The following is a 24,423-nucleotide window of genomic DNA, read 5'->3' on the forward strand; positions in this document are numbered from 1 at the left end:
GTTAACGTAAAACTTGTGCAGGGCGAATGCGAATAATAAAGTAAGCTGCAATTGCCGTGGTAAGAAAAATTATTGCGGTACAACCCAGATAAACCAGAGCAAGACTCAAGTAATCAGGCACCAGCGGGATAGTTAAATTGAGATAAACATTGTAGCTTGACCAAAAATAACTTGCCAAGATAAAAAGAACAAGGCTAATGAGGTTGCCTCGCCATAGCAGACCAAGGATCATGGTCAAGAACACCAGATTTATTTTTCCTGGTTGCATGCCTAAAACATTGAGCACGGCAATATCGCGATCTTTTTCGACAATAATAAAACTAAAGGTAATTAAGCAACTTAAAATAGCAATAATAATTAACAGAGAAGTTAAGGTTGTAGTTACTTGCCCTTCAGTTTTTATTGAGTTAAAGAGTACGGCAAGGCTCTGACGCCAATCACTAGCGGCTATCACCTGTAATTGCTCTCCTTCTCCTTGATCTTTGCCATAAGTATAGTTACCTTGAGCTTCTAAGCCTAGGTATTTGGCTAATTTAGGCATTAAAGTCTCAATTTCGAGAGCATCCTTGAGAAAGAGGTTTACTCGGGTAACATTGCGTTCGAGATTTAAGCGACTTATATCGTAAATATTACTATACCAAGTAGTGTTTTGCCCTTGATCTTGATAAATATAAGCAATAGTAAACTGACGCATTACGGGCATAAAGCCAGTAGGTAAATAAGTTGATTTTTCACTATTGATTAAAGTTACTTGATCCCCTACTGAGAGAAAATACTCACGTGCCGTTTGCTCGGAAATAGCCAGTTCATACTTACCTGCTTCGAGCGGTAAATTGGCTACTTCAGGCGGAAAGTTTTGCACAGGATTACTGCTCGAATTTAGCACCTCACGACTTTGGGGATTAGTATTATCCAGACCAAAAACCTGAGCTTCGACTAGCGTATTCCTTACTTGAATAAAAAACTTGCCCCCCGCATAGAGAGTAATTTGATTGAGCTCCGAGCTAATGGGGCTTTGTTTAATAAGGTTAAAAGCCTGTTGAGCCTCGGGGCTAGCTTGCCCATTAAGCGTCAAAGGTTGATTAAAAGTTAAAATAACTTGCGGCGTATAGTTGAGCAATCTCTCTTTTTGAAATTGCTGCATAGAGTTTAATACCGTAGTAATAAAGGCAATAGCCAAGGTAGCTAAGACAAAGGCTATTACCGAGAGGGAGTAGCTCACCCGTGTAAAACGGGTGCGACGTACTGACTTACTAAATCTACGGCTTAAAAGAAAAATAGGCGATGCCATAGTTATGCTTTCTCTAAATTTACAATTAGATCACTGAGCTCTTGTAAGAGTTGGTGATCAGGCATTTGTCCATAGATTCCATACTTAGGCTCATGAGCTTGAGGCTGATGTAAAAAGCCACGAATAAATAAATGCAAGCCAACAAATTTTATTTGTGCCAATTGCTCTGGCTTATCAAAGAAAAGATGTTGACGACAATAGCTGTATACGGCAGCCAAGTAGATGTACATTTGTAAAATGTAACCTGTTTCTTGCATTTTTTGTTCAAGAGCCGAACTCGAATAATTATGTAATGCCGTTCCTAGGTAATTAGTTTTATAGTCAATTATGAAAATTTCTTTTTCACTAAAAATAATTAAATCTATAATTCCCGTAAATTGGTCGGTTAAGAGATTTAATTGGCTTTGACTTTTTAACTGAATTATATTGTTGCGTGCCAAAATTTCAATAAAGCGAGGCACTAAACGTTCGTAGTTAGCTCGTGCGGTTTTATTAAAGTAAAACTGCCATTCGGTGAGCACTGCTCTTTGTTTGCCAACATTTAAACGTAAAATATCACTTCCTGGATCTTGCCCTGCAGCTAAAATAGCTTGTTCGAGCGAATTAGTTTGACGCAGAACCTTGAGATCAATTAGCTCATAGGCAAGACTAGCTTTAAGCAAATGGCTAATGAGATTATTATTTTGCCCAAACTCTTGCTGCACCAGACTTTGGCAAAAGTTATCAAGATTCAAGCTTGTGGTTTTACTCTCGCGATAAAAACCTTCAAAGATTTTATGCATCTTATCGCCAAACTCGGCTCCAGCAGGAAGATTTTGTACTAATGTTTCAAAACTACTGTGGCTGAAATCTTTTTGATCCTCAGGCAAAGCATAGTTAAAGGTGCTAGCTGGGTTTTGTCCTTCATCCCCGTCGCTGAGCTCGGTTTGCCCTTTTGCCTCTTGTAAAAGTTCACTTTGGATTTGGGCGTTAATGTTAGCATTATCGGCATAGGATCCTTTATAAACTTTTAGTTCGAGTTGTTGGGTAAAGTGAGGAGCGACATTACTAAAGCTTCGCATAGTTCCGCGGGGTAAACGCTGACTGAGCTCTTGGCTTGTTAGACTCGGGTAAATATAGTCATCCTCAACTTCTACTTGTTGTTGCGGACGCGACAAGCTTTGTCCTAGAGCTTGAATTTCGAGGCGATTTAATTGTTCTTTGTTCTCTTGCACATCTCTGCTTACTCTTGCTAAGCTAGGGCTAGTGATCTCGAGGAGCTTTAAGAGCTTAGCCAGACCTTGGGCAAGGTTAGGCATAATCGGAAAGACTTCGAGATTAGCCTGGTTAATTTGGCAAGTTTGTTTTTCGAGTCCTGGAGGCACCTGTGCCTCAAGGTTTAAGCTAGGTTGCATTACTTGCAAGGTCGCTCTTGGCATTAACTCAAAGAACTTTCTTTGTTGGTCGAGCTCAGGATTAAACTCCAGATGACGTTCTTTATAATAGGCTAATAAAAGATTGCCATTATCTTCTTGCTGTTGTTTAACAAAAGCATCATAGTCTGCAGCAAGATGAGAAGTAAATTCTTGCTCTTGATAGTTATAAGGATCGGCAGTTATAAGCTCTTGATAACTTTGCATTACTTGCGGGTTAGCAAGATTTTGTTCGATAAGTTCACTTTTGTAAAAGTAGAACATCGCCGTTTTAGCTCGCGTTAAGAGAACATAAAGTAAACGCGCGTGATCGGCACCCGCAAGATCTTGCGAGAATTTTAATTGGCAAGCATCGCTAAAGTCATAAAAGTCCTCAAAGTTAGGTAAAATTGAGTTAACTTCCCAAGCGAGCTTAATTTCTTTTTCTTCCCACGCAATAACTATAGGGAACTCAAGACCTTTGGAGCCATGAATGGTCATCATGGTTACTTGCTCTTGTTGTTCTTGATAGCTAATATTTTGGTTAATCTGATATCTTTTATTACTTTTAGCCAGTAACTCTTGCGCTTCACTATAGAAGTCATTGATAAAGGTTGAGTTCTCTAACTGGGTAAATACCAACTGGGGATTAGTTGGATCTTGTAAGCGAGCAAATAAGAGGTTAAATACTTGCCAGAGGTTTTCCACATAGTTTTGACTAGTTTTAACTGAGCTATAAATCAGGTTGTCGCGCACAAGTTGATCAAAAGCTTGGAATAAGCCTTGCTTTTCCCAGAGGTTTTTGAGCTCTTTTAGGTGCTGGCGCACTTGATTGTATTGATTTGCCTCGGTTAGAGTTTGCTGAATTTGAGCAAAGCTCTTGCCTCCTAGAGGAGTATAAAGATATCTTCGTACTTGACGACTGTTATTTGCATCAAAAATTGCCTTTAAGGCATGAGTAAGATCTTCATGCAAACTACTAGTTGAGGCAGTTAAAAAGTCTGATTTTAAGTTAGAGTTAATATCATACTGAGTTTTTAAGTAGGTTGCGACTTTTTGGCTTGTATCATGACGATGAACAAGCAAGCAAATATCTTGTGCTCTAACCGGACGTCCTTGATAAGTAGCTTGACCGATATATTTAGGTGCAACTAACAGGAGTTTTTCTTGTTGTCCTAATTCGAGTAAACGGGCAATAAAATCGGCTAAAACTTGCGGATAGTCCTGTTTTTCTTTTTTGCCTTTTTTCTCGCTACTCTCAGCTTGAGCCAGGGTGATTAAGCTCAGAGGGTTTACTTCCTCGAGTATCCCTTGCTCATTAAGTAAAGCTAGTACTTCTTTGTCTTTGTTCCCCGCCTCAACTAAAGGATATTTAATTTGCGGTAAGGTAAAGAAATTACGATTGGCAGTAAACAGATAGTTACAAGCTTGAACATAAGATTGGCTCGAACGGAAGTTACGATTTAGAGTCGGAGCTTGCACTACCCCAGGTTTATTTTGGGCTTTAAAGTAGTTAAAGATATCGGCACCCCTAAAGCTATAAATTGCTTGTTTAGGGTCTCCGATCATAATTAAGCCCGACTGCTCATCATCTTGCTCGTCTTTGCGTTGTAAAAATAAGCGATCGATAATATCAAATTGCACTGGCGAGGTATCTTGGAACTCGTCAATAAATACAAATTTATAGAGATCACGAATTATTTTTTTACTTTGTGGATTAATTTTTTCTAAAAGTAAAAAGGCTTTACCGCTCAGATCTAGCTCTTTATTTTTATAGCAAGTGGCTAAAAAGCGATTAATAATTTTATGGGTAAAGAAAATGCGTAAACTATTAAAGAGAGCAAAACCTTCTAGCTTTGCTTGATAGATATCAAGTAAAGTAGTTTGCTCATCAAAGCCATACTTGTGATAAAGAGTAGCAATACGCTCTGGAGATATATACTGGTAAATCGAGCTAATAATTAAATTAAGTAACGTGGTGTGACTTTTACTAAAGCTATCATAGTTAGTAATAAACAAGCCACTGGTAAAGTAATCGCTTTCAATGCTTAAGTCTTCTTGACTCAAGCTCACTTTGCCAGATTTAGTGGTAGCTTTATAGGTAGTAGCTAAAGGAGTTGCAGCCAGTTTATGGCTGAGTTCTTGAATAACTTGTACCCCAGTTAAAGCTAGTCCACTTAAATCTATTGCCTTAATTTGCTCTTTAAGAACTTGGCTATAGCTACTGCGAAAGAGGTCTGTGCGTCGATCATCGACATTATCTTGGATTTTATCGAGCGGAAAAGTTTTTAGGGTACTAGGATTGAGTTCATTATCAACCTTAAGTAGAGCTTGCCCTATGAACGAGTCTAAAGTCATTATAGAAAAATCATTACTAAAGAGTTCACGTTCAAGAATTTGGTAACAAGCATTTATCCGGCTTTCTTGATAGATTTGCTCGAGGCACAAACGCGTAAATTCATCAGCAAGAATTTTATTTTTATCTAAATGGTATTTACTAAACTCAAGCTCAGGGAGTTCTTGCCACATTTGGGCAAAATCTTGTGTTGCGTTATCTTGGTGACGAAGAATAAACAGCACTTTTTGCATTAAGCGCATGCGGTCAATTACCCTTTGTTGCATTTCTGCTACTGAGTTTTTTGTAAAGGTAACCAAGAGAATTTCTTTGGCAGTTATCGGCTGCTCAATTGGCTTTTTGCCTAACTGCAAGAGGAGCAGTAAAAACATATTCACTATGGAATAGGTTTTTCCTGTTCCTGCACTAGCTTCAATAATGCTATTAGCATTTAAGTTAAATTCGAAAGCATTAAAGGTTTTTGGTTGCGTCATAAGTATAAAGTTACGTAAAAAGTTTTATCCTCTTATATTATAGCCGAAAAAAATAATGCCTCTATTAGTTAACTAATAGAGGCAAATTATTATTTATCAAAAGGAGCAAAGATTTGGTCATATTCTGCAAAGAAGTTTGCTTCATTGTGAGCCGAAACATTTGCCATTTGACTTTGAATTTGGGCTGCTAGTTCAGGATCTGCAAGCGGATCTGTATAGCTAATAGGTTCAGGAGCTAGAACTGCTTGCTCTAGATCTAGTTCTTGATCGAGTCCAAGTTCTAAATCTTGTTCTTGCTCTTGTCCAAGTTCTAAATCTTGAGCTTGATCAACTTCAGGTTCTAAATCTTGCTCTTGTTCTTGTCCAAGTTCTAAATCTTGCTCTTGAGCATCTCCAAGTTCTAAATCTTGTTTCTGCTCTTGTCCAAGCACTAAACTTTGTTCTTGCTCTAACTCTGCCTCGTCTATTACATCTGCATAGAAGTCAGCAGTAGCTTCTTGGGGTAGCTGAGCAATAAAGTTATCAAGTTGATTGAGGCTTTGCTGTTCAACACTAGTTGCTAAAGGTTGGAGCTTTTCTAGTTCAGCTCCAGCTTTTTTAGCTTCGCTACTAAATTTTTCTACGCGTCGAAGAGCTCCACTATTACTTACTAAGCGAGATAAGAGTTTATTAAAGTTATTATTAGTTGTACTCAGATTATCACCAACTTTTTTGGTAAGTATAGCTATATCACCCATGCGAGCAAAGAATTTATCTGCCCATTCAATGAGTTTACGCACATTATTTGACTGTTCATAGCTTTGCCAAATACTATCAATAAGCGTTAGCAGGGGGAACAGAGTTGAGTTAGTAACTATAGCAATATTGGCTTTTTGGGCTTCTAAGAAGACCTCAGGTTTTGTTTGGGCAATATAAGAAAGGACATTATCGATCGGAATATACATTAAAACAAAATCTAAACTATTAAGTTCAGGGAGTTTTTGATACTCTTTGCTTTTGAGATCGTTAATGTGGCTTTCAATATTTTTTACAAGTTTTTGTGCCTCAAGGGTTTCTTCTTCCTTGGTTTTGGCGTTATAAGCATTGTAGTAAGCATTTAAAGTAGTTTTACTATCAATAATTATTTTACGTCCGTTAGGTAGGTTAAGGACACAGTCAGGTTGTAAACTATTTCCTGCAGCCGATTTAAATTTTGGTTGTAAAGCAAAGTGGGTGCCTCGAATGAGACCTACACTTTCAAGGAGCACTGCAAGTTGTTGTTCACCCCAGTTGCCCAGTTTTTTAACCGAACCTCGTAAGGCATTAGATAGATTATCTGCTTGGGCATGAATTTTTTCAATTTGCTTATCAAAGGTTTCAATTTGCGTAGCAAATTTAGAATCATTTTGCAGATTTTTCTCTAAGATATCGTTAGTACGTTTATTAAACTCTTCGAGTTTTTCTTTAAACGGATTAGTAATGGTTTTAAATTGCTCGATATTTTTTTCGTAAGTACCTTGCACGAGTTTAGAAGTAGCATTTTCTAATTTCTCTTGCATGATTTTTAAGTTCTGGTTGGTAATTACTTGCATAGCTTCGAGCTGTTCTTTAGTAGCTTGCTCTTGTTGTTTGTAAGCTTCTTGTAATTGAACAAAGCGTTCTTTTTGTTGTTTTTCGAGGCTAAGAAGTTGTTCTTGCTGTTGTTGTTTAAGCAGATTGAGCTTATCTTGATACTCTTGGGCTAGTTGCTCTTTTTCTTTTTCGAGTTGATTAATTTTTTCTTGCCCTAGGCTAGCTTGGAGTTGAGCTTGTCCAGCAAGTTGACGTTGTTCTTCGAGCTTTTGCTCGTGTGTTTGAGCTTTTTGTTCTTGTTGTTCTACTTGAGTTTGTAAGTGGGCGTTAGTATTTTTTAAGGTAGCTAACTCAGTTTCTTGTTGGGAAAACAGACTTTTGCTTTGTTGGTAGTCAAACTGTACTTGTTCGAGTTCGCCACTTACTTTTAAGTGTTCGCTAGTTAGATCTATAAGTTTGCTTTCAAGGAGGCTCGAGTTTTGTTTGCTAAGACTAAGTTTATGCCAGAGGTAAAAACAAAGGAGCAGTAAAAGAAATAGAGGAATGAGTAAAATTTGATTCATAATATTGCGTTCTCAAATGGTGATTATTAATGTTATAATATTCAAGGAAAAAAGATATAAGGAGAATCCATGAGTAATGATAATGAACTAGTTGTCCGTCTCGACAAGTGGTTACACTCAGCTCGTTTTTATAAAACTCGCTCTCTAGCTACACAAATGGTAGAAGGTGGTAAGGTGACCTATAATGGGCAAAGAACCAAGCCTTCGCGCCAAGTAGAGATTGGAGCACAAATTACTTTACAAAAAGGTAATGAAAAGATTACGGTAATTGTGCAAGAATTAAGTAACCGTCGTACAGCTTATAAAGTAGCCCAAAATTATTATCAGGAAACGCCTGAAAGTGTGGCGTTGCGTGAGCAAATTGCAGAACAAAGACGTATAGATAAAATGTCTTATACCGCTTCGGCACACAAACCTAACAAAAAAGAACGTCGAACCTTGCAAAAATTCAAAATTGACCGTTCTTCTTTAGATAATTATAAGTAAAAAGCACGTAAAAGCGCGTGCTTTTTTCTTTGTTCTCTATTATAAAGAAACTTGACTTTTTTAGCTCAAAAAATTGTCCCTAAAAGAGAAGAGGGGCTCATATAGAACTAGAAGTTTGAGTTTAAGTTTTTAATTTGAGAAGTTTAAATACCTAAAAGTAGCGGTAAATTCATTAGTAATTTTAAAATTTAGACGTAAATATTGAAAAAGCTTGACTCTAGTGCTATAATATAGCTGAAAAAAATTAATTTAAAATATATCCAGAGGAATAATGACAAACAACAAATTTGCCGTATCAGCGGAACAAGAAAAACTAGGTTTAGCTGATCGTGATAGCATGTATCGCTTTTTATTTGATGTAAAACCAGCACAAGGTTTATGGATCAACGTTCATAAAACCTTAAAAGATTCGCTTGAACATCAAGTTAACTACCCAGTTGCAATTAAAAAGCTTTTAGGTGAGCTTTTAGTGGTAGGTTCAATTTTAAAACACTATCTTAAAACAGATGGTAACTTTTCTTTAGCTATTCAATCTGAAGGTACTCCAGTAAGAGCCCTATCTGTAGGCTTACTAGGTGATACTGCTCGTGTGGTAGCTTATTTAGATGAAAATGCTGAGTTTGCGCAAGAAGCAAAACTTGAGGATTTAATTAATCCTGAAGCTAACTTAATTATGTCGGTATACTTTGCAGACAGACAAATGCAACCTTACCAAAGTATTATTCGCGTTAACTTAAACTCGATTCAAGATTCGATCTTAGACTATTACCGTCAATCTGTACAAATTCCTGCCTTTTTCCGTATTGCTTCTCAAGTTGATGAGCATGGGGATGTAAATGCAGCAGGTTTATTTATGCAATTTATTCCAGATGAATCAGGTACTTTAGAAGACTTTAATGGCTTAGCGACTCTAGCTCATACTTTAACCGACGGCGAGCTTTTAAAACTTTCTGCTTCTGATTTACTCTATCGTTTATTTAACCAAGAACAAGTAACTCTAGCTAAAGAAAAAGATCTGAGCTTCCAATGTACTTGTTCAGAAGAAAAATACTTTAAAGCTATAGCTTCTTTAGGACGTGCAGAACTAGAAGATGAAACTTCACCAACTCTTGAAGCTGTATGTAATTGCTGTGGCAAAAAATATACTTATCAAGTTAAAGATATTTTAGACTATATTGATAGTAAAGCTAACAATGATACTGTAACGTCTAATTAACATACTTCCTATATTATTTTAGACAGGTGACCCGAGGTAACTGACCTCGGGTTTTTTCTTATGAAAAAAAGTAACTTGTGTTAGGGCAAGGAGAATAACTTAATTTAAACCCAAGGAATGTAAGTAGCTAAGCTTACATGTAACCTTTAATACATGTAACTAGCCAAGATAACTTCTTATATAAGTAACTAAGGCAAGCTAACTGCTTATATAAGTAATTAAGGCAAGCTAACTGTTTATATAAGAAGCTAAGTAAATAAATTGCTTAAAAGCTTAAGTCAATAACTCCTTAAACCAAAATCCTAGCCATGGCAAAAACTTAGCCATGGCAAAAACTTAGCCATGGCAAAAACTTAGCCATGGCAAAAACTTAGCCAAGGCAAACTAAAAGTATGAGGCAAAGATAAAAATACAACTAAAGTAAGAGCTCTGTTAACCAAAAGTAAGGGCTCGGTTACCAAAGCTATCTATTTCAACTCGGCTTGAGAAAAAAGAAATTGAGCAATAGGTTAAGGTAAATAAATTAATAAAAAACGGCGTGAGGAAATTAATTAATAAGCTAAACTTAACAATAAAATTTTTGCAAGCCCTTTTAGAAAAATATTTAATTTAGGGCAAAATAACAGGAACTAAATTGCCTTTTAGGCTCACTAAAAGCTAAAAAAACCTATTTAGAGAGGACTTAATTTGTAATTATTGCTATTTGCACAAGTGTTAACTTGTTGATTTTTAATAAAGTGCTAAAGTTAAATGTTAATTATTAACACTAAGGCTTGCTGATTATACTTTTTATTGTTAATAATTCTTTTTTAATTTTTATTTGTCCTAAAAATGGGCAAATTTCAAGCTCGCTTGTTTAAATTTTTTATTTTAAGGCCTATAATAGAAGCATAACAAAATTGAAATAATTTTACTTATACTTGACTAAAAGAGTCAAGAATTTATCGTCAAACCTATGGTTGCATAGCTTTGGCAATAAGTTCTTTGCTCAAGTCAAAGTTATAACAAAGATTTAGAAAAAATAAACAAAAGAAAGGAAATTTAATTATGTTAAAACAATCGGTTATTGATGTTTTAAACCAACAATTAAACTATGAGCTCCACAGTTCAAACATTTACTTACAAATGTCTAACTGGTGCCGTACTCAAGGTTTATTAGGTGCTGCTTCATTCTTCAAATCACACGCTGAAGAAGAATACCAACACTTTAAACGCATTTGGAAACATCTTGAAGATAACAATGTACGTCCACATGTAGGTGTTGTTCCTGCGGTTAATATTGAGACTAAAGATTTAAGATCAGTATTAGAACAAGCTTACCAACACGAACAATTTGTTTCTTCAGCAATTAACAATTGTGTAAAAGTAGCACAAGAAGCTCAAGATTATAAAACATTTAACTTCTTACAATGGTTCGTTGATGAACAAGTAGAAGAAGAATCTTTATTCTCTGACATTCTTGGTAAATTTGATATAGCTGGTAATGACGGTATTGCTGTTTACTACGTTGACCGTGATATTGAGTCTATCCACTAATTTACATTTAAACATTAAATTTACTCAAGGAGTTGCATATTATGATTAATCAAAACATACTTGCGTTATTAAACGACAAAATCAATCAAGAATACTTCCGCTCGAATCTGTTTTTAGATATTTCAGGTTGGGCAAATGACCTAACTTTAAAAGGAGTACAAGGTTACTTCTTAAGCCTATCACAAAAAGCTTTAGACAACGTTAATTCTGGCGTTGAATACTTAAGCGAATGCGGTTATCAAGCTGAATTACGTGAAATCCCTGAAGGTTTACGTGAGTTTGATAATATTGAAGATCTTTTTGTGTACATTTATGAAATGGAAAAAGGTTATAAAGCAGACCTTAACAACATTTTAGATGTATGTTTATCACACAAAGATTTTGCTACTTACGCAAATTTACAATCTCAAGTAACTACGCAACACGCTGATGAGTTCTTCTTAACTTCAATGTTACGTAAAATTGGTATTGTAGGTACTAAAGGTCAAGGTCTTTATTTAATCGATAAAGAATTAAGTGAGAAATATCCTTTACCTGCAGATACAGCTGCAGATGTAGCTTAGTTCTCCAACTGAGCCTTAGGCTACTAGAGTAGTCGTGGCAATCTAGAGATTTATTATTTCTAGAAAACATTAAAATTAGAGTGATTTTAAGGAGTGGATTACTAGTCCACTCCTTTTTTTTGTTGGCAAAAAAAAGCCTCTATGTTCTTAGCAAAAAGAAGCTCCCAGAGCAATCCTGGGAGCATTATTTATGCGTAAAAGTTTTCTAGAGCTAACTTAATAGCCTCAAGGTTAAGAGCAACTTGAGTCTTTTTACGATAAAAACTAAAGGATTTTAGCATATCGTACTCTTGCCCAGAATATAATTCATTGATTAAATTGTTTTCTTGATTACTCAGAATTATATCCCTTTCACTAAAAAGTTGGACAAAAAAGCTCTCTTGATCCTTAGGTAGAAGGAGATTGCGTCCGACTAAGAACCAACTGAGAATTTGGCTCAGAGCCTTGCCTCCTGCTTCGAGCAGGCTTTGGCGTTGGCTCGTTAGATCCAGAAGTTGATAAACTAAACGCTGGTCATGGCAAAGTTTTACCAGAGTTTCTGGGAGTTCGAACTCTTGGATTTTACTTAGATCTTCACTGCTAATAAAGTAGTCAATATAGAGACTTTGGATTTGCGGATTTTGGCAAGCAGCTAAAATCTGTGCGAGGTTATTGATATTAGTAACCACATTCCCTAAAGGACTAGAAACTTTAGGTTTACGCTTTAGATCAAGTAATTCACAAAACTTAATTTTATCGTCTTCGAGTTCAAGTTTTAGACTATTTTGCCATACTAAGCTATCGACATTTATTTGCACATAGATGTCTTTGTTACCTTGCTGTTTTTGCTCTACTTCATCAAGGAGCATGTAAATTGGCATGCGAGGAATTAGTTGAGCAAAAACTGGTTGCTGACTATACTCGGCAAAAAACTGACGACAACGCTCGATAAATGCGGGCTCTAACTTAAAGGTTAGACTTGTAGTTTGAGGCTCAAAATGTAAAGCTGTGTCAAGTTTTGCTGGAGCTGGATAATCAGCATTGCGAGCTAAATGATACAAATCTTTGAGGCTATAAAAAACCTTAGTGTGCTTAATTTGCTCGAGAGCCTGAGCTTGATTAATAAATTTTTCAATTTCAGGGTTGAGTTTAGTTTGCACCAGAGTGGTTTTAAGAAAGTCCCCTTCGAGATAAAGATTTTGCATTAAATGCTCGGCACTAATTGAGCTAGTATAAAGTTTTTCTAGAGCTTTGTGTGCTTTCCATTTAACTTTTGTATCGCTCATTTCTAGACCATAGGTCGAGGTAACTGCGAGCGTATTTTGCCAAATTTTTGTTTCTTGTAAGCGCTCGGTATCGAGGCTCATAAAACTACTTAGATCTCTAAGGCTAAAAGTAAATGTTAAATGCTCGCTATTTGGACGATAATGTGGTTCATAAACAAGAAGATTATCATCGTTGCTTAGGTCGAGCACTTGTTTATAGCAAGCAAGAATTTGCCCAAAGTTAGCAAAATCTTCTTGTTCTGGTGCTTGTCCTTCGAGATTTAACCAAGTGCGATTAAAGCTAGGATATGCCGTGTGGAGAAGATTTTTTGCTAGTAACTCATTATCTAAACTTTGGCTTAGTTGCAATTCATTTTGTCCATAGTTACGTAAATCAAAAGAACCTAGGTTAAGATCAATTAAGTAACTTGGCGTACTTGGGGTAGAGTAAAAAATACTCAATAAGTGTTTACTTAGTTCAGGATTATCTTGCTGCGGCAGTAAAGGCGTCGGCAAGTATAAATTATTACTAATAAACTCTAAAGTATCGCTAAGTAAACTTGACTGCGGTAACTCATCATCACGGGCATTTTTCCCAATATAACTCAGAACAAGTTTATTTTGCGTATTATTGAATAACTCGAGCACCTGCAACTGGGAAAGTTGATATAGCGAAGGACTAGTACTAATTTTATTGTAACTCGCAGTAAAATCGTAAGTATTTACTTCTTCGAGGCCAGGGAACTTATTAGCATTTAAGCCTAAGCAAATAACATTTTTAAAGCTAGTTCCACTAAGATCAGTTAAATTAGCAAAGGTTAAGCTATTGTGTTGCGGAGCCACTTTGCGAGTTGCTAGTGCCTCAAAAAATGCAGATTGAATAATGAACTTATCTACTTTAGTTGCCCCTACTTGGGTTAGATAAATTTGTGAGTGAAGATCTTGCCAAGCTTGTTTAAATTGACGCTCAAGTTCTGGAGTAACAAAAAACTGTAAGCCCAGATTATGTAAAAAGTCGAGCCATTGGTCGCCTGTATGGAGGCTATTAGTAAACTGATTAAACAAGGTTAAATCTGTAAGTAAGCTATTTAGTTTACTGATACTCGCATAGTCTGCACTCATTTGGCTTTGTGGCAAGCAAGTAGTTAAAAATAACTCTTGGTTGGCAGCATAGTTAAAGCTGTTATTTAAATTTGCTCGGAGAAACACATGTTGCCAAGCATTGTAATTTAACACAGGAAAATTATTGCCAATTGAGTTAGAGTCATTAGTTTGCAGTTTTTGGTTATGCAAAGGTAAAACATGATTAAAGAGGCTAGCACTGCCTATATCTTTACCATTGTAACCAGCTTCATTGTTTACTTGGTGCTTGCTGAGTAAAGCCGTAAAGAACTCGAGATCTTGATTGTTGAGCTGGTAAAAATCTTGCACACAAGCAAAGTTTAACCAGTTTTTAAATTGCTCGATATTTAAGTAGTTGTCGCTTAAGGTAAAAATGAACTGAATTACTTCAACAATTTGCTCATTTTTTTCACTACTAAGAATTTGATAAGCAAATTCAGGCGGAACTACTTGCGGAATTAAGGCTTGGTAGTCTGGTAAATGTGTAGTAAAAACAACAAAGTCACTTAAATTGAGAGCTGGATTTTGGCTTAATTCGCGTTGGATAAAATCCATAGCATATTCGAGTTCGCGTCTTGCCGTATGGGCACGCACTACTTGTAAAGAGTCATCGCCTCGCAAGTGTAAGTAGCCGGGAAATTGTCTTTTGTGGTTGTGAGTAAAGTCACTAAAGTCTTTATTCTCAAAGGCAGTATACTCTTGCAATGAGTTCTTGATTTGCTCGAGTAAGCTTGGATGACCAGGATTGCGTAGTACTTTAACCAAATCAGTTAAATCTTGTTTAAGCAGAGCTTGAGCCACAGTTTGTTCGGTTATAGCTTGCTCGCCTAGAGCTTGTTCGAGCTTGTTATATACTTCCCCAAACACTTGCGTGAGCTTTTTACGTAAGTCACTTGGGTAAAAGCCATCAGTTTGTTGCAGTTCAACAAACATGTCATAGGTATGGATAGGGTAAGCCAAATGATGCGTAAAAATATAACCTTCACTATATTTATCTTTTTCTTCCTCAATCTCGGCATAGGTTTCATGGTTGAGTAGAGCTATGAGGCGTTTTTTGGTACCTTCGCCCAGTAAACTTAAGAGGTTATAACTTGAGTTGGTTTTAGTGTAGTTTAAGTTTCTTAAACTAAAATCCAAGTTATAGTTGTGCCCTGCAAGGTAATCAAGAAAAGTACGACGCGAGGTAGTATCAAAAAGCAAATGCGTAAAAGTATTAACAAAATAGTTAATTTCGATATTTAAGTGATGAGCTGCTTTTTTGAGAATAAGCATATAAGAGCTATTGTAAACTCTAGTATCAAACATAAAAATGCGTTGCATTTTTTCTACCGCACTAACATCAGAGCTTTCAAATTCCGAGTCGGCAAGTAAAAGCACAGCTTGTTGATTGGTAATTATAATGTTTTGCGTCTGCGCAAAAGAAGACGTATGCATTTTCCCTAAAACATTACAGGTAAAATCATGGATATTTTTATAGTAGGCACTAAAGAACTCAAGTTGCCCTTGGAGCAGAGGTTTTTCCTGAGGCGAGCAAGTAAAGTCTCGCTTTAACAGTTGCTCATAGTTAACTTGATCTTGCATAAGTTCATATGCCAGTTCAGGATAATAGTAGCTCAGGATACGTCCTAGACTACTTAACTCTTGAGCAGTAAAAAATAATGCCGAGCTAATCCCTTGGGGGTCTTGAATTTCCCCAATTTGTTTGGCAAGGTTAGCAATAAATGGGTTTTGCTCAGGAGCCTGTAACATTTGTTGCAAGAGCTGACTGGTTAACCAAATAGCATTATTTTCATTTACCGAAAGAGCTTCAAGGTTGCTCGTATTAATTAGTTTGTGCGAGCTCGAGTAGTTTTTTAGTTGGGTGTTAATTTCCAGTAGGCGCGGACTAATTTTTTTTATCCGCACTTGTTGTTCATTGATTTTTAAAATAAAAGCGTCTATTATTTTCCCAAAAAGTTGGTTGAGGGTAATAAACTTAGGTAAAACCTGAATGCCAGGAATTTGTTTGAGTTGGCTTTCAATTTGTAAGCGTTGTAAATCGCTATTCACCACAATTAAATCTTGTGCCTGAAATTGCTCGGCAAGATTAACAAGATTCGTTAAATCTAAAGGGGGTAAATTCTTCTGTTTAATTACTTGGGTAAGTAACTCTAAACAGGGAGTAAGGCGGTCATATTTAATTAAGTTAAACATATAAAGTAAAGCTTGAGTTTGGCTAGTTATATTTTAGCGGATGTTATAGCTTAAAGGGGAACTTTTTCCTTGTATAATATAGACAAAAAAGTTAAAAATTATGGAACAAAAACATTTGGTGATTGCCATTACAGGGGCAACAGGAATTATTTACGCACAACGTTTATTAGAAGTGTGTCAACGCTTACCGCAGGTTTACACGCATTTAATTATTAGTCCAGCAGGGCAATTGACTTTAAAAAGTGAGAGCAATATCAGCCTTTCTGCACTTAAAGCTCTAGCCGATCAAGTGCATAATTACCAAGACATAGGTAATGCCCTTTCTTCGGGTTCGGTTAAAACGCATGGAATGGTGGTTGTGCCTTGCTCAATTAAAACTCTTTCTTCCATTGCCAATTGCTTTGACGGTGATTTAATTACCCGCTGTGCTGATGTACACTTAAAAGAAAGACGTAGACTTGTCCTTTGTGTGCGAGAAACGCCTTTACATTTAGGGCACTTACGTTTAATGACTCAGGTTGCCGAGTATGGCGGACAAATCATGCCTCTTGTCCCAGCTTTTTATCATAATCCGCAAACTATTGATGATTTAGTAAATCAATCAGTAGCTCGTATATGTGATCAACTTGATATAGCTTATCCTGCTGATATCTTTACCCCTTGGCAAGGATTAAAAAAATCATGATGCCTTCTCCACGTCAATTACATTTTGCTTGGGGGCATGACTTAGAAGCCCAACTCCAAGCTTTAGCCACTATTTGCCAAGCTAATGCTGGCGTGGCAGCTTGGCTAGGGGCAAGTAGTCAAGAGTTCCTTGCCCAGATGCAAGACAAGGATCTTGCCCAATTTACTTTTTTAGATAGTAAAAATCAAGTGCTAGCAGGCACTGGGGCTTACCAAGTAATGCTTATTGACTTAAGCAATGCCAAACGTATTTTGGGCTATAACTTTAGTGGCATAGTTTACAACTATTATTATGAGCACTTGAGTTTGGCACAACAGCAAAAAAACCTTCATGCCCACAATCTGCTTTATTGTTTAGCTACAGTGCAAGAGCAAGGGTATTTTTACTTTTTTACTAGCCCGATTGCTGAGGCTAATTCTTACTTGGCTTATGTAGTGCAAACGGCTCAAGAGCTAGCCCAAGTGAGTGCTTATTTAGCCCAAGAGCAAGGAGACTCTTTAGCTCAAGAGCAAGCAAACTCTTTAGGGCAAGAGCAAGCAAATTCTTTTGCTCAAGAGCAAGTAAGCTATTTAGCAAACTACCAAGATTTAATTCATTTTTGGCAGCAAGAAGATACCTATGCTCAGCAAAAAGCCCAAGCACAGCAAAGTTACCAAACTCAGCTAGCCCAGATGTTGGCGCAATTGCAAACTAGCACGCAAAAAACCTTATGGCTCTTTACAGGGCAAAGAGGGACAGGCAAAACTAAGTTTAGTCTTGATTTAATTCAAGCTTTAGGACAAGGAGCTATAACCTCTCTTGGCAAACGTCAAGTTTATGCTAATTTCCCTTACCTGGCTCCAGAGGTTGCTTGCCAAGAACAAGGCAAGGTTTTACTTGTAGATGAGGCAAGTGCTTTATCTGCTTTACACTTACAGCAACTTCTCGCAAGTGACTGGCAACATTTAATTTTTCTTACTACCATTGATGGTTATGAAAGTGGAGCAGGCGTAGGCTTATGGCACAAAGTAATTCCGCAAAGTCAGCGTCAACTCCAAGTGTACTATTTTGATTGGCATTTTCGAGCTTTAGTGCCAGATGTGCTAAGTCGTTGGCAAGAGCTTTTATCAGGGACAACGAGCTTAGAAACTCTCTTACAAAGTCAAGCTTTGCCTTATACTTCGATGGCTACAGGCAAAAAGTTTACTCCTGTAGTTCCTCAGGCCATAAAGCACCTAGATTTTAGCCAACTGCAGTGGCAAAAATTAACTTCTTTTGCTTCTAAGTTAGAGTTCTTTAAGCTCGCATATTTAACCCATTATCGCCATCAAGTGCAAGATTTTGCCAGTGCCTTTGCCGAGCAAGAGCTATATGCTCTTTTTTATCAAGGGCAACTAATTGGCGGGGTTCACCTTATTCCCGAAAGCTTGCCCCAAGGCTCTGAGCTTCAGCAAGCAATAATTGCAGGCACGCGCTTACCGCCAGGTAATCTTGGCATCCAAACGCTAATGCAATATTTTGCTCTTAGCGACGAACTGAGACATTGGCAAGGAGCTCGCATTAGTCGTATTTTTCTCAAGCCCGAGTATCGTCATTTAGGGCTCGGTAAGTTTATGGTGCAACAATGCCAAGACCTCTATCCTCAGCTTTTAGTTATGTATAGTCAGCACGAGCAAACCAGTGCCTTTTGGCAAGCGTGTGGTTTTGTTAATGTTTGCTATCTCGCTAATGCTAATAAGTCAACAGGCAAGGGTAATTTGCTTGCTCTTTATGGCGAGCAAGAGGTAATTAAAGCCCTAGGGGAACTATATCAATTGAGCTTGGCACCCGAGGCTAATAAGGCAAAACTCCATGCTTGGGAAAAAGTCTACCCAGCCTATGCCCAAAAGCTAAAGAATTTGCTTACTCTCAGTCAACAACCGCAAACTTATATTAAAAGCTATCGTTTAATTTATGCACAATTATTTGGCAATAAATAGCGTAAATAGTGTAAAATAGATAGTACTTTTGTATTCTTTTAGCTAAAAGCTAAAAGATCAATTTTCCCAATTTAACTATTTTTTTACGCAAAAAATAGTTTCTTGATCTTGTATTGACAATGTTAAATACTTTAATAAATCAAGGGTATATTGTTGAGGACAACAAGATTTCTTTTTTACAACATCCACAACAGTACCTCAATAGCTTATTAGAGCTCATTAAAAATGCCCGTCAACGTATTCTCATTAACTGTCTTTATCTCGAAAATGACCAAAGTGGACAGTTAGTAATGCAAGCTCTAATTAATGCAGTTGAAAAAAATCCTCAACTGCAAGTCGATGTCTTTTTAGATCTCCATCGAGCTCAAAGAAGCCGTTTAGGAGAAGAGCAAAAATTAAGTAATTCTCACTGGTATTACCAAACGCTAAGCAATTTCAATCGCAAGTCAGAGCATGGCCGCATAAATATTTATGGGGTTCCATGTAATGCTCGCGAGCTTTTTGGTGTCTATCATATTAAGGGGATGGTATTTGACAATACTATTCTCTATACAGGGGCTTCAATAAATAATAACTATTGTGCTTACCAAACTTATCGTCAAGATAGATATCAACTGATCGAAGATCAGGCTTTAGCTGATACTTTTTACGATTTTATCTATAAAAACTTTGCCACAGCCCAAGAGCATGCTTTAGCGGGAGCTAAGGCGGCAATTAGCCTATTTAGTGATAATCTTTCGAGCCGTCCAGGTAAAAGTGAACGTTTAGATTATAAAAACTTTAGACAAAATGTTCTCTGCGGACGTAATTTAAAGTACGCTAAAACAAGCAATGACGGCAAGGCAAATAATCTTGTCCCAGGGCATGTAATTATTACCCCATTATTTGGCATTGGTAAACGCAATCCGATTAACCAAACTATTTTTGAGGTAATAACTCAAGCCCAAGAGCAAATTCTTATTTACACTCCTTACTTTAACTTCACTAAACAACTGACCAAACGTTTAATTGAAGCTTGTAAACGAGGGGTAAAATTAAGAATTATCCTCAGCGATAAGGTTGCTAACGATTTCTATACTGATCCAGAAGACCAAAGCTATACTTCGGCGAATTCTTTACCTTACTTATATGAGTTAAACTTACGTAAGTTTCTTAAAAACAACCAAAACCTCATCAGTGAAGGTAAAATTGAAGTTTTTGCTTGGCGTCACGACAATAACTCTTATCATGCCAAAGGCTTGGCTATAGACAATAAGTTTTATATTTGGACAGGTTCGAATCTTAACGAACGTTCTTTTAATATAGATGCCGAAAATGCTTTATTAGTTTATGATCCTTATTATCTTTTAAAGCAAAGAGCCGAGCATGAAATGCAATTTATGTTGCAACACTGTACGAAATTAACCTCTTATCAACAAATAGAAGCACAAAGAGATTATCCTCGTCGGGTAAAACAAACCTTACGTCGGGCACGTTGGTTCTTTATTGATAAGTTAGCGAAAAAACTATTTTAAAAAAGTAGAAGTGAGGCGCAAATGGCAAGCAACTTTATCACTTTGCCCTTCTCTCTATCTTTTAAGCAAACCAATAAAATTGCCCGTGTAGTTGAAGATGCAGTACCTTTTTTACTGCAAGAGCAATTTGCTCAGCTTCAAGACGGGCAACTTCTTATTTTAGCCAATAGTAATAATCAGGCTGATTATTTATATGGTTTTTTAAAAGATTTAGCGGACAAAGAGTATAACGTTTTTTACTGTCCAGATTGGGGTACTTTAGCTTATGATCGTTTTAGTCCAAGTGCCCAAATTATTTCCGAACGCATTAGCTTTCTTGAAGCTCTAGGTAGTGGAGTGCCAGGAATTTATATTCTTTCTTTAACTACGGCTTTACATAAGCTACCGCCAGCAAGTAGTTTTGTTAATGTAACTAACTACCGTGCAGGGCAAGAACGTAGTCTCGAGCAAGTGCGTCAAGATCTTTTAGATGCAGGTTATAGTGAAGTAGATTTAGTTTATGAGCCTGGTGAATTTTCTCAAGCTCGTCGACAAATTAGCTTTTTCCCAATGGGAGCTGAGTTCCCTTATCGTTTAGACTTTTTTGAAAACACTATTGACCGGATACGTTCTTATACTACCGAAGAGCGTCAAAACTTTGTTAATGTCCAATCAATAAATATTAACCCAGGTTCAGAGTTTCCAAGTAGCAAGGTAGCAAGAAAGAATTTTGCCCAGAAGTTTTTAGACTACTTTGGTTCTATACCTGTGGATGTAAATTCGATTTATGCCTTAATTACCGAAAATGAAGGTCCTTTACCACAAGGCTCGCAATACTACTTACCTCTATTTTATGAGGCACCTTTAAGCTCGCTAGCTGACTACCTCAAAGGACAAGTACAAGTAGTTTACTTTACAGGTTACCAAGGCGTGGGCGAGTTCTTTGCTGCCGAAAATGAGCGTCGTTATCAAGACCGCGTCGATAATCGCCTCTGGCCACCAGTTAAAGTTGAAGATCTTTACTTTAATACTGAGCAACTATTAGAGCAATTAAGAGCTAAGGCTAACTTAATTGAGTATGAAGACTACTTTACTAGTATGTCGCACTTGGCTCAGGGGCAAGAGTTAAAAGGACAAGAGCTCGAACATACGAGCCCATTTTTACCTTTAGATAATCTGTTGCAGTCTTATGTGCAAAACTCAGTAGGAACTAAAGAGGAAGTAAAACTCGAAGCCCAACCTAATGTACAAAAGCTCATTACTTTAGGATTAAATAGACAAAATCAACCGATTATTGGTGATCTTACTTTAAAATCGCTAGAAAATATTAATGCTTTAGCTTTACGCAATCTATTTGCTCCTAAAGTAACTGAAAATCACCCTTTATACAAGCTCGTAAGTTTTATTCGTAAACTAAGAGCTAACTTTAGTAATGTGCATATTACCGTAAGTGCGGGTAATAAAGGACGTTTAAATTCATTTATTGATTTGCTTGAGGATATTCCTCTCAAGTTTATTGAACCCCAAGAGAAGTATACTCTAGCCCAACAATTTGCCAATACTTATAAAAAGCAAGTAGTTTCGAGTCGAGGCAATAAAGAATATAATCGCCTGCAAAACAGCGATCCAGCTGCCGTAGCTAATCCAGTAGTTTTTTCTTGTTTAATTTCGAGCTTAAAATCAGGCTTTGCTTACTATGATGAAAGCAAAAAAACTGCCTATATAATTCTTTCTGAACAAGATGTCGTAGGTTCGTTTGTTACGCGTTCGCGTACTCTGGCTCGTATTAAACAAAAAAATGCCAACCAAGTAATTCAAGGTTTACTCGAATTACACGAAGGGCAATTACTTGTTCATGAGAACCACGGGATTTGTCGTTATCTGGGCTTAAAAACCTATGAGTTTACTCCAGATTTTCCGCAAGACATGCTCGAATTAGAGTTTGCTGATACTAATCTTTTTGTTCCAGTTAAAGATTTACATTTACTTTCCTCTTATGGACAGCAGCATGTAGGGGATGTACCTCGCGAACTTCTTTCGGCAGTTTCAGGACGCAAGGCTAAACGTTGGTTAAAATCACGAGAAAAGGCTTTAGAGTCAATTCGCGATATGGCAGCCAAACTTCTTGACCTTGAAAGCCGCCGGATGGTGGAAAAAGGCATAGTTTATACTATTTTTGAGCAAGAGTACCAAGAGTTTGTTTCGCAGTTTCGTTATGAAGAAACTCCAGATCAGTATGCTACTATCCAACAAGTGTTAGATGACATGAGTTCGGATAAGAAAATGGATCGTCTGATTTGTGGTGATGTGGGCTTTGGTAAAACCGAAGTTGCTATGCGTGCAGCCTTTGTTGCTATTACCAATGCTAAACAAGTAGCAATTCTTGTGCCTACAACTTTATTAGCCCAACAACATTACGAAAGCTTTAGAGATAGATTTGCGGCTACGGGAGCAAATGTTGAAATACTTTCGCGTTTTAACACCGCAACAACCAATAACCGCATTATCGAACGCCTCGAACAAGGGCTGGTTGATATTATTATTGGGACGCATGCTCTGTTAAAAAAACGAGTTAAGTTCAAAGATTTAGGTCTTTTAATTATTGATGAAGAGCATCAATTTGGGGTACGACAAAAAGAACAGCTCAAACAAATGCGAGCTAACGTCGAAGTTATTACCATGACTGCTACCCCGATTCCGCGCACCCTAAATCTAGCTCTTAATGGTTTTAGAGATATTTCTTTAATTTCGACCGCACCCCCAAATCGTCTCTCAATTATTACCTCTTTATACGAAAGTGATAAAACCGAGGTAGTAAAAGATGCCATTGCCAGAGAAATTCAACGAGGGGGGCAAGTCTTTTTCATTCACAATGATGTAGGAAGCATTGAAGCAGTAGCTAATCGCATTCGTGAACTGGTACCACATGCTCGCGTAGGCGTAGGGCATGGGAAAATGGCAAAAAGCCAGCTCGAAGAAGTAATGATGAGCTTTCATAATCAACGCTTTAATGTTCTTGTTTGTACCACCATTGTGGAAACGGGAATAGATGTGCCTAATGCTAACACCATAATAATTAACAATGCGCAAAACTTTGGTTTGGCACAGTTGCACCAATTGCGTGGTCGGGTAGGACGCTCGTTCCGTCAAGCCTATGCTTACTTACTAGTGCCAGATTTAAATCACATGACTACCGAGGCTCGCTTGCGTCTTAAATCGCTCACGGATATAGATTCGTTAGGGGCAGGTTATATTCTTGCTACCCATGATTTAGAAATTCGTGGAGCAGGTGAAGTTTTAGGGGAAGGGCAATCGGGTAAAATTGATGAAATAGGCTATACTCTTTATATGAGCATGTTACAAAATGCGGTTAAACAATTACGTAACAATAAAGAGTTAGATATAGATTCAATTATGAGTAAACGTCTAGAAATAGATCTAGACATCCCGAGTTTAATTCCTTCGAGCTATATTGAGTCTGCGAACCTACGCGTGTTCTACTATCGCCAAATAGATAATGCAAGCAGTGAATTCCAACTGGAAGAAATTGCCAATAGCATTATTGAAAACCATGGTCCATTGCCAACGCCTCTAAGAACCATGTTTATGATGCACAAGCTCCGTCTCCATTATCAAGATGCAGGACTCAAGTCGATAGTTCTGAGTCGCGGAGCAGCTACCATTACTTGGGAAAGCACGGACAAGCTTAATGTAGATCAGGCTTTTAAATTAGTTTCTACCTATCCAGAAGTGTTTAGAGTAACGCAAGATAGTTTAGTAATTAATAAATTCAAAGGCGATGAGCTCGAAGTTATGAAAACCATTAACAAAGTCCTTGGCATTATTGTTGATGAAAGTAAAATTAAAACTAATAGTCAGCCTGAACTTGCCGACGCAGCTCGCGTATATCGTCGTACGAGCAAAGGACAAAGGGTGGTTAACCAAGGTGCTGCTCAGTTTGCTTCGCAAATTAATCAAGCTCAGCTTTCTCCAGAAGAACTCGAGAACGAACAAGAGTTCCGTGCTAAACTGGATCGTCAAGCTCGCGAGATTAAATTTGAAATGGAAACTGCCGTTTTCCAAGATAGTCAAAATCGTGCTCTCGAAAATATTGATGGACAAATTGAACAACTTGCCCGTCAAGAGTTTGAGCAAGAACATAGTAAACGTTTAGTTAAACTAAAACCTTCGCAACTCGAGAAAGCACAATTGCACAAACAAGCTAAGGAATTAGCTGAAGATAAAGCCTAGAGTTCTCCCCTAGGCTTTTGTTTGCTATAATAAAAAGCAAACACAACAACG

General features: G+C 37.2%; 12 protein-coding genes. 8 read left to right on the top strand and 4 right to left on the bottom strand.

The window, feature by feature from the left end:
- Position 1 precedes the first annotated feature (1 nt).
- The 3 genes from CJP74_RS01950 to CJP74_RS01960 form a co-directional block, all read right to left on the bottom strand.
- Entirely contained in the window at positions 2–1,291 is a 1,290-nt protein-coding gene (locus CJP74_RS01950) for an ABC transporter permease (RefSeq protein WP_119496597.1), read from the bottom strand.
- Positions 1,292–1,293: 2 nt separating this feature from the next.
- Positions 1,294–5,511 carry a UvrD-helicase domain-containing protein gene (locus tag CJP74_RS01955; RefSeq protein WP_119496598.1) on the bottom strand — a complete coding sequence of 1,406 codons (4,218 nt, stop codon included), beginning with the start codon at positions 5,509–5,511 and terminating at the stop codon, positions 1,294–1,296.
- An 89-nt stretch (positions 5,512–5,600) separates the two neighbouring features.
- Positions 5,601–7,625, bottom strand: coding sequence for a DNA recombination protein RmuC (locus CJP74_RS01960; protein WP_119496599.1), 2,025 nt, complete (start codon positions 7,623–7,625; stop codon positions 5,601–5,603).
- A 69-nt stretch (positions 7,626–7,694) separates the two neighbouring features.
- On the opposite strand from CJP74_RS01960, the gene CJP74_RS01965 reads away from it, so the two are divergent.
- From CJP74_RS01965 to CJP74_RS01980, 4 genes are all read left to right on the top strand, one after another.
- Positions 7,695–8,111 (top strand): RNA-binding S4 domain-containing protein, encoded by a 417-nt coding sequence (locus CJP74_RS01965; protein WP_119496600.1) that lies wholly within the window; start codon positions 7,695–7,697, stop codon positions 8,109–8,111.
- A 271-nt stretch (positions 8,112–8,382) separates the two neighbouring features.
- Positions 8,383–9,327 carry an Hsp33 family molecular chaperone HslO gene (gene hslO / locus CJP74_RS01970; protein ID WP_119496601.1) on the top strand — a complete coding sequence of 315 codons (945 nt, stop codon included), beginning with the start codon at positions 8,383–8,385 and terminating at the stop codon, positions 9,325–9,327.
- A 1,047-nt stretch (positions 9,328–10,374) separates the two neighbouring features.
- Complete coding sequence (locus tag CJP74_RS01975) at positions 10,375–10,863, top strand: ferritin (protein WP_119496602.1); 489 nt, start codon at positions 10,375–10,377, stop codon at positions 10,861–10,863.
- 41 nt (positions 10,864–10,904) lie between these two features.
- Positions 10,905–11,426, top strand: coding sequence for a ferritin (locus CJP74_RS01980; protein WP_119496603.1), 522 nt, complete (start codon positions 10,905–10,907; stop codon positions 11,424–11,426).
- A 188-nt stretch (positions 11,427–11,614) separates the two neighbouring features.
- Here the strand turns inward: CJP74_RS01980 and CJP74_RS01985 are convergent, their stop codons facing one another.
- Entirely contained in the window at positions 11,615–15,985 is a 4,371-nt protein-coding gene (locus CJP74_RS01985) for a PD-(D/E)XK nuclease family protein (protein ID WP_119496604.1), read from the bottom strand.
- 100 nt (positions 15,986–16,085) lie between these two features.
- On the opposite strand from CJP74_RS01985, the gene CJP74_RS01990 reads away from it, so the two are divergent.
- The 4 genes from CJP74_RS01990 to mfd all read left to right on the top strand — a co-directional run bounded on the left by CJP74_RS01990 (position 16,086) and on the right by mfd (position 24,372).
- A complete protein-coding gene (locus CJP74_RS01990) occupies positions 16,086–16,670 on the top strand; it encodes a UbiX family flavin prenyltransferase (RefSeq protein WP_119496605.1) in 585 nt (194 codons plus the stop codon).
- Positions 16,667–18,628 carry a tRNA(Met) cytidine acetyltransferase TmcA gene (locus CJP74_RS01995; protein WP_119496606.1) on the top strand — a complete coding sequence of 654 codons (1,962 nt, stop codon included), beginning with the start codon at positions 16,667–16,669 and terminating at the stop codon, positions 18,626–18,628. Before CJP74_RS01990 ends, CJP74_RS01995 begins: the two co-directional genes overlap by 4 nt.
- 119 nt (positions 18,629–18,747) lie before the next feature.
- Entirely contained in the window at positions 18,748–20,142 is a 1,395-nt protein-coding gene (gene pssA / locus CJP74_RS02000; protein WP_119496607.1) for a CDP-diacylglycerol--serine O-phosphatidyltransferase, read from the top strand.
- Positions 20,143–20,163: 21 nt separating this feature from the next.
- Entirely contained in the window at positions 20,164–24,372 is a 4,209-nt protein-coding gene (gene mfd / locus CJP74_RS02005; protein WP_119496608.1) for a transcription-repair coupling factor, read from the top strand.
- Positions 24,373–24,423 lie beyond the last annotated feature (51 nt).

This window comes from Psittacicella melopsittaci (assembly GCF_003585925.1).
GTDB lineage: Bacteria > Pseudomonadota > Gammaproteobacteria > Enterobacterales > Psittacicellaceae > Psittacicella > Psittacicella melopsittaci.

What these genes read in the sequence shown, in the direction of transcription:
- mfd (WP_119496608.1), top strand. Translation starts at nt 20,164, where the DNA reads ATGGCAAGCAACTTTATCACTTTGCCCTTCTCTCTATCTTTTAAGCAA.
- pssA (WP_119496607.1), top strand. Translation starts at nt 18,748, where the DNA reads ATGTTAAATACTTTAATAAATCAAGGGTATATTGTTGAGGACAACAAG.
- CJP74_RS01985 (WP_119496604.1), bottom strand. Translation starts at nt 15,985, where the DNA reads ATGTTTAACTTAATTAAATATGACCGCCTTACTCCCTGTTTAGAGTTA.
- CJP74_RS01975 (WP_119496602.1), top strand. Translation starts at nt 10,375, where the DNA reads ATGTTAAAACAATCGGTTATTGATGTTTTAAACCAACAATTAAACTAT.
- hslO (WP_119496601.1), top strand. Translation starts at nt 8,383, where the DNA reads ATGACAAACAACAAATTTGCCGTATCAGCGGAACAAGAAAAACTAGGT.
- CJP74_RS01990 (WP_119496605.1), top strand. Translation starts at nt 16,086, where the DNA reads ATGGAACAAAAACATTTGGTGATTGCCATTACAGGGGCAACAGGAATT.
- CJP74_RS01995 (WP_119496606.1), top strand. Translation starts at nt 16,667, where the DNA reads ATGATGCCTTCTCCACGTCAATTACATTTTGCTTGGGGGCATGACTTA.
- CJP74_RS01950 (WP_119496597.1), bottom strand. Translation starts at nt 1,291, where the DNA reads ATGGCATCGCCTATTTTTCTTTTAAGCCGTAGATTTAGTAAGTCAGTA.
- CJP74_RS01980 (WP_119496603.1), top strand. Translation starts at nt 10,905, where the DNA reads ATGATTAATCAAAACATACTTGCGTTATTAAACGACAAAATCAATCAA.
- CJP74_RS01965 (WP_119496600.1), top strand. Translation starts at nt 7,695, where the DNA reads ATGAGTAATGATAATGAACTAGTTGTCCGTCTCGACAAGTGGTTACAC.
- CJP74_RS01955 (WP_119496598.1), bottom strand. Translation starts at nt 5,511, where the DNA reads ATGACGCAACCAAAAACCTTTAATGCTTTCGAATTTAACTTAAATGCT.
- CJP74_RS01960 (WP_119496599.1), bottom strand. Translation starts at nt 7,625, where the DNA reads ATGAATCAAATTTTACTCATTCCTCTATTTCTTTTACTGCTCCTTTGT.